Source organism: Stenotrophomonas sp. 2YAF22, from assembly GCF_052114665.1.
In the GTDB taxonomy this organism is placed as follows: domain Bacteria; phylum Pseudomonadota; class Gammaproteobacteria; order Xanthomonadales; family Xanthomonadaceae; genus Stenotrophomonas; species Stenotrophomonas indicatrix.
The window spans coordinates 1-5,696 of the sequence record NZ_JBFRFE010000244.1 but is presented as its reverse complement, the minus strand read 5'-3'; the positions used below and the strand labels follow the sequence as shown (position 1 = coordinate 5,696).

8 protein-coding genes are annotated in these 5,696 nt (G+C 64.4%); 6 read left to right on the top strand and 2 right to left on the bottom strand.

Annotated elements, in window-relative coordinates:
* From AB4Y84_RS11290 to AB4Y84_RS11265, 6 genes are all read left to right on the top strand, one after another.
* Positions 1 to 622, top strand: a 622-nt coding sequence (locus AB4Y84_RS11290) for an aminomethyltransferase beta-barrel domain-containing protein (protein WP_442250139.1), incomplete at its 5' end; no start/stop codon positions are given.
* Positions 619 to 1,233, top strand: coding sequence for a high frequency lysogenization protein HflD (gene hflD / locus AB4Y84_RS11285; RefSeq protein WP_176020744.1), 615 nt, complete (start codon positions 619 to 621; stop codon positions 1,231 to 1,233). The genes AB4Y84_RS11290 and hflD, both read left to right, overlap by 4 nt.
* A gap of 164 nt (positions 1,234 to 1,397) precedes the next feature.
* A complete protein-coding gene (locus AB4Y84_RS11280) occupies positions 1,398 to 2,588 on the top strand; it encodes a methyl-accepting chemotaxis protein (RefSeq protein ID WP_100552494.1) in 1,191 nt (396 codons plus the stop codon).
* A gap of 98 nt (positions 2,589 to 2,686) precedes the next feature.
* Positions 2,687 to 2,902: a hypothetical protein gene (locus AB4Y84_RS11275; protein WP_442243511.1), complete on the top strand. Its 216-nt coding sequence runs from the start codon at positions 2,687 to 2,689 to the stop codon at positions 2,900 to 2,902.
* 161 nt (positions 2,903 to 3,063) lie between these two features.
* The gene (locus AB4Y84_RS11270; protein WP_442243510.1) at positions 3,064 to 3,528 is read left to right on the top strand and encodes a hypothetical protein; all 465 of its coding nucleotides are present in this window, start codon (positions 3,064 to 3,066) and stop codon (positions 3,526 to 3,528) included.
* 111 nt (positions 3,529 to 3,639) lie between these two features.
* Positions 3,640 to 4,167, top strand: coding sequence for a hypothetical protein (locus AB4Y84_RS11265; protein WP_394198512.1), 528 nt, complete (start codon positions 3,640 to 3,642; stop codon positions 4,165 to 4,167).
* A gap of 24 nt (positions 4,168 to 4,191) precedes the next feature.
* Here the strand turns inward: AB4Y84_RS11265 and AB4Y84_RS11260 are convergent, their stop codons facing one another.
* Positions 4,192 to 4,635 carry a hypothetical protein gene (locus AB4Y84_RS11260; RefSeq protein ID WP_394198510.1) on the bottom strand — a complete coding sequence of 148 codons (444 nt, stop codon included), beginning with the start codon at positions 4,633 to 4,635 and terminating at the stop codon, positions 4,192 to 4,194.
* 124 nt (positions 4,636 to 4,759) lie between these two features.
* Positions 4,760 to 5,696, bottom strand: a 937-nt coding sequence (locus tag AB4Y84_RS11255) for a putative bifunctional diguanylate cyclase/phosphodiesterase (protein WP_442250138.1), incomplete at its 5' end; no start/stop codon positions are given.

Below are 5,696 nucleotides of genomic sequence, written 5' to 3'. Positions count from 1 at the left end.
GCGCCGGATTGCCCGCGACGTCAGCCTGCCGACCCATGCCAAGAAGGACTCCACCGGCATCTGCTTCATCGGCGAGCGCGATTTCCGTGAGTTCCTTGGGCGCTACCTGCCGGCCAAGGCCGGGCAGATCCTCGATCCCAGCGATGGCAGCGTGATCGCCGAACATCCTGGCGTCTTCTATTTCACCCTAGGCCAGCGCGAAGGCCTGAACATCGGCGGCGTGCGCGGCCGCCCTGCCGCGCCCTGGTATGTGGTCGGCAAGGACGTGGCCAGCAACGTGCTGTACGTGGACCAGGACCGTGACAGCCCGTGGATGCTGTCCAACAGGCTGCGCTCGGAGACCGCGCACTGGATTGCCGGCGCACCACCGGCACGGCGTTTTGAATGCACCGCGCAGACCCGCTACCGCCAGCCCGATGAGCCGTGCACGGTGGATGTGCTGGACGATGGCAGCGTACAGGTCACCTTCGCCCGGCCGCAGCGTGCAGTCACCCCCGGGCAATCCCTGGTGCTGTATGACGGTGAGGTCTGCCTGGGTGGCGCGGTGATCGCCGCCACCGACGCGCCGCTGGAACAGCGCCTGCGCACCACCCCTTCTCCTTTTGAGGTAATCGCTGCATGAGTTTCACTGTCGACGACCGCGTTCTGGCTTTGGCCGGCATTGCCCAGGCCCTGCAGCAGGTACGCCGTATCGCCGATACCGGCCATTCCGATGCCGCTGCCGTGCGCACCGCCGTGGACAGCGTGTTCCGCATCGATGCGTCCTCGCCGCAGGCGGTGTTTGGCGACCGGCACGCGCTGAAGTCGGGCCTGCGCCTGCTGCACAACCATTTCCGCAACCAGGGCCAGGACCCGATCCTGCCCAAGCTGGCCCTGTCGGTGCTGCAGCTGGAGCGCCGCTTCGTGCAGGACGGGGCCACCGTAAACAAGGTCGCCTCGGGCATCGAGCGCGCGCAGCGCCAGGCCACCGAGCTGGGTGACAGCGGCCACCCCGATGTGCTGGCCGCGCTGGGCGGCCTGTATGCAGATACCATCAGCCACCTCAAGCCGCGGGTCATGGTGCAGGGCAACCCGCATTACCTGGGCCAGGCCGGCGTGGTGGCCGAGATCCGCGCGCTGCTTCTGGCCGCCGTGCGTGCCGCTGTGCTGTGGCGGCAGCTGGGTGGCAGCTACTGGGACTTCCTGCTCAGCCGCAAGGCCATGGTCGAGGCCGTGGACCGGCAGCTGGCCTGAGGCCATGGGGTCGGATCCCTTTCCGGCACGGAAAGGGCTCTGACCCCGAACAGCCCGGCAGCGCCGGAAAACCGGCGCATTCAGAATGCATTTCGAAGCACATCGACGTTAAAGAGAAAGGGGGTACGGCCGATACATCCTCCGTGCACCTCCCGAGAACGTCCATGTACTCACGCATTTTCATCCGTCTGGCCGCCCCCCTGGCTCTGACCCTGCTGCTCCCCTTCGCCATCGGTTTCGAATGGCCGGTCGCCCTGCGTTGGGCGATCCTGACCACGATGACGCTGAGCTGGCTCGGCTTTGCGTGGTGGACCGCCCGCGCCCAGGCGCACCGTTCCCCGGAACATGCCCGTGTCCTGCGTGAGCAGGACCAGCTGCTGACCGAACTGCGCAACTTCGTCGGCAACGAGATCGACGGTTCGCGTGGTGAAGTGGAACGCGCCCGCGACCTGATCCGCCAGGCCGTCTCCAGCCTCGGCGGCAGCTTCGATGCCATGAACCGCAAGTCGCGCCAGCAGAGCCAGGCCCTGTCACGCATCGTCGACCGCGCCGGTGACGAAGGCGGCGCCGGCCTCGACGTTGCCCGCTTCGCCCAGCACGCCAGCCACCGCATGGAACAGCTGGTGGAAGCGCTGGAGCAGGTCAGCGGCCAGAGCAGCACCACCGTGCAGCACATCGACCAGATGGCGCAGCACCTGGATGGCATCTTCGCGCTGCTGGAAGACGTCAAGTCGATTGCCGACCAGACCAACCTGCTCGCCCTGAACGCCGCCATCGAAGCTGCGCGTGCCGGTGAAGCCGGTCGTGGTTTCGCCGTGGTTGCCGACGAGGTCCGCAACCTGTCCGAGCGTTCGACCACGTTCAACGAACAGATCCGAAAGTTGGCGCACAGCTCCAAGGACGCCATCGCCAAGGTCCGCGAGACGGTTTCGCACATGGCCTCGCGCGATATGGACCGTTCCCGTGAAGCGCGTCAGGAAGCCGCGGCGATGCTGGACAACGTGGCGCAGATCAATGCGTCGCTGGGTGACGGCATGCGCGAAGTGTCCGACTGCGCGCGTTCGATCGACGGCAGCGTGGCCGAAGCCGTGCGCGCCCTGCAGTTCGAGGACATCGCCACCCAGGCGCTGGGCGGCGTGCATACCCACCTGGACCGCCTGACCGCGATCAACCGCGAAGCCGTGGCCCTGCAGGAACTGCTGCATCGCAACGGCGGCGTGTTCGACGAGGAAATCGCCTCTGCCCTGCAGCGCACCGGCAGCCGCCTGCGCGAACTGCGCAGCGAATGGGAGCGTCCGCCGCACAAGCCGGTTGCCCAGCAGAGCATGGGCGCCGGTACGGTCGAGCTGTTCTGATCCTGATGTCCGCTGCCCCTTCCGGCAGCGTGCGAGGCCCCGGTTCTGCCGGGGCCTTTGCGTGTGACCCGCCTTTGGATGCATCCTGCAAGCGCACCATGACCCTGATCCGCGCCCTGCCCCCGATCAACGAGAACGAGCGCCCGCGCAATGCGGGCGTACGTGAGCAGCTGCGCCAGCTGGAAGAGGTGGCCCGCGAAGAAATACAGGAGCTGCAGCAGCTGGCCGATGCGCGCCCTGCCCCGGTTGTGGCCGGCGACGACCTGCTGGGGTTGGCGTGGGACCTGGGGCTGGATGGCAGTGCGTTGAAGTAGATCCACGCCATGCGTGGATGGCTTTCACCTGAACGACTGCAGTCTCAAATCTACTGCATCGATCGGCGCTCTCTGCCGACAGTGCTTTCAGATTTATTGCATGGCTTGAGCTGCGAAAGCGGGACAGACTCCCCGCTCCGCCCTGCTGCTCAGGATTCAAAATGGCGCTCGACCTTGGAAAGGCCCGCGAGGTCTTCGATGACTTTCTGATGATCATGGACGACCAGATTGAGTGGCTGGTCGCGCAGGCTCAAATGCATGGCATTGAACTGGATAGGAGCCCCGAAAGCTTCGACAGGCTGGAGCGCCTGCATGACTTGATGGCAGCCACGCTGTCCGAGGACGAGCGGGACTCCCTGAGGGTCATACTCGCCCGATATCTAGGGGAGACCGTCAGTCTGGCACACGGTGGAAGGTGGACCTTGCCATTGGACGACCCCAAGGACGTCCACTTCAACAGACCCGTGATCGTGGGGCACTCGACCTATCCCATGGAAGAATTCAGTCCCATCCATACGATGCGTGCCTACTCGCTTCGTGGCCGCCCGGGATTGATCAGAAGCATCGTTGCCAGCAGCGTCAATCCGCAGATCCTGGATCTAAGCGACCTGGTAGAAGAAGATTGACCCAAGTCAGTCCCGAAAGGCGTCTGACCTGCTGCACGCACTCGGGCCCACAGCGCCGCTGCCCGTCGCTCTCCCATGGCATGATGCGCCGGTCCCGTTCATGGAAGACCGATGGCCATCGCCTTGATTACCTTGCTGCTGGTCGAGGTCCTGCTGCTGGTGATGTGGGCGCCGTTTTTCTTCCGTACCGGTATCGTCCTGTTCAACCAACGCATCGCTGCTACGCCTGCAGAGCTGGCCCAGCTTTCGCTCGCTGGCCTGGAGCATGACCTGCCGACCGACACCTGGTTGCGCCTGGTATTCCATGCGCTGCCTGACGGCAGCATCGCCTTTCGCGAGAGCTTCGCCCCCAGCTTCGGCGGTCGCTACTTTCCGCTGATGCGCGGTCGGGTGGTGATTGACGCGCGGCGCCGGGAGGTGCAGGTAGTCGGGCTGTGCAGCTGGTTCGCGCTGGGCCTGACGCTGATGCTGGTGCCGATCGTTCTGATCCGGCCAGCGGCGTGGCCGATGCTGGTGGCCCTGCTGCTGTTCTACATGGGCTACTACATCCAGCTGCGACGCTATGCCAACGTGGTCGAAGCGGTGCGCGCACGGCTGCGGTCCGAGTTTCCACAGCGGCTGGTTACCGAACCGAAGTAGATCCACGCCATGCGTGGATGCGCTTCAATTGGTACTCCCTTTGGACTGTGGCGCCTCCCGGCTGTGGCGGCTGACGACACTCGATGCAATCCCGGCACCGATGGCACCGAAGCCGAATGCGATCACGTTTTTCACAGTTGATGCCAGCAGCGTCAAGTTCAACTGCCATGAGGTACCGGGCCACCACGTTGATATCTGCGCCAAGCGGTCTGTCAACTGCTCGAAACTCAGGTAGTTCACGCTTGCACTGAGCACCAGCAATATGCCAAAGGTGAATTTTACGCGGTCACTCTGGAGCCGCCGTCTGAAAAAGAGATACAGCACAAGATAGGTATTCGTCACGAACGAGACGATGCTACCAATGAAGTCAAACGAAGCAGTAACGATCATCGCATCCGGCAATTGCGCCTGAAGTTCGACGATGCCGGCCCATGTGCCGAGCCCCATGAGCACGAACAGCTCGATCATGCGCATATCGCTGGCAACATCTGGATCGTCGAGCCATTCGCCAGCGCGGCATCTGAGCGTACTCCAGCATCCGCGAGCACTACGACTGCACTTTTCTTCCGGAAGGGACTTGCTCTTCATCGCCTCAGCGCGCCAGCACCACTTCGCTGGCGGCATCGGTGCGGCCGGGTGCGGCATGCTGCTGGCGCAGCCACTGCGCCAGGTCGCGCGGGCTGAGCGGGCGCGAGTACAGGTAGCCCTGGATCTCGTCGCAGCCTTGGCGGCGCAGCATGTCCTCTTCCTGGTGCGTTTCCACGCCCTCGGCCACCACTTTCATGCCCAGCGCGTGGCCGAGGTGCACTATGGCCTGGGTGACCTCGGCGGTACCGGAATCATGCAGCATGCCCTGCACGAAGCTGCGATCGATCTTCAGGCGACCAACCGGGAAGCGGTTGAGGTAGTTGAGGTTGGAGAAGCCGGTACCGAAGTCATCGACCGCCAGCGGCACGCCATGCCGTTCAAGCACATCGAAACAGTGGCGCAGGATGTCGGTGTCACGGATCAGGGCTGATTCGGTCAGTTCCAGCTCCAGYCGTTGCGGCGGCCAGCCGTGCGCGTGGCAGATCTCGATCACCCGCTCGGCGAAACCGCGATCACGCAACTGCACCGCTGACACGTTTACCGCAATGCGCTCGAAATGCAGGCCGGCGCGATCCCACGCGGCTGCCTGGCGACAGGCTTCGGACAATACCCAGTCGCCGATGCGGACGATTTCGCCGCACTTTTCGGCGATCGGAATGAACTCCGCAGGGCTGCAGTAGCCGATCCCCGGACGGTGCCAGCGCAGCAGCGCTTCGATCGCCGGCGGCTCGCCGTGATGGGCGTGCAGCAGCGGCTGATAGGCCAGGCTGAACTCGTCGCGCTCGATGGCGCCATGCAGGCCGTGCTCGATCTCCAGCCGCCGCTGGATCCGCGCCAGCGCGTCCTGGCTGTAATACTGATAGGTATTGCGACCGGCTTCCTTGGCCGCGTACATCGCCGCGTCGGCAGCGCGCAGCAGTGAGTCGAAGTCGGTCTGGCTC

What these genes read in the sequence shown, in the direction of transcription:
- AB4Y84_RS11270 (WP_442243510.1), top strand. Translation starts at nt 3,064, where the DNA reads ATGGCGCTCGACCTTGGAAAGGCCCGCGAGGTCTTCGATGACTTTCTG.
- AB4Y84_RS11265 (WP_394198512.1), top strand. Translation starts at nt 3,640, where the DNA reads ATGGCCATCGCCTTGATTACCTTGCTGCTGGTCGAGGTCCTGCTGCTG.
- AB4Y84_RS11280 (WP_100552494.1), top strand. Translation starts at nt 1,398, where the DNA reads ATGTACTCACGCATTTTCATCCGTCTGGCCGCCCCCCTGGCTCTGACC.
- AB4Y84_RS11260 (WP_394198510.1), bottom strand. Translation starts at nt 4,635, where the DNA reads ATGATCGAGCTGTTCGTGCTCATGGGGCTCGGCACATGGGCCGGCATC.
- AB4Y84_RS11275 (WP_442243511.1), top strand. Translation starts at nt 2,687, where the DNA reads ATGACCCTGATCCGCGCCCTGCCCCCGATCAACGAGAACGAGCGCCCG.
- hflD (WP_176020744.1), top strand. Translation starts at nt 619, where the DNA reads ATGAGTTTCACTGTCGACGACCGCGTTCTGGCTTTGGCCGGCATTGCC.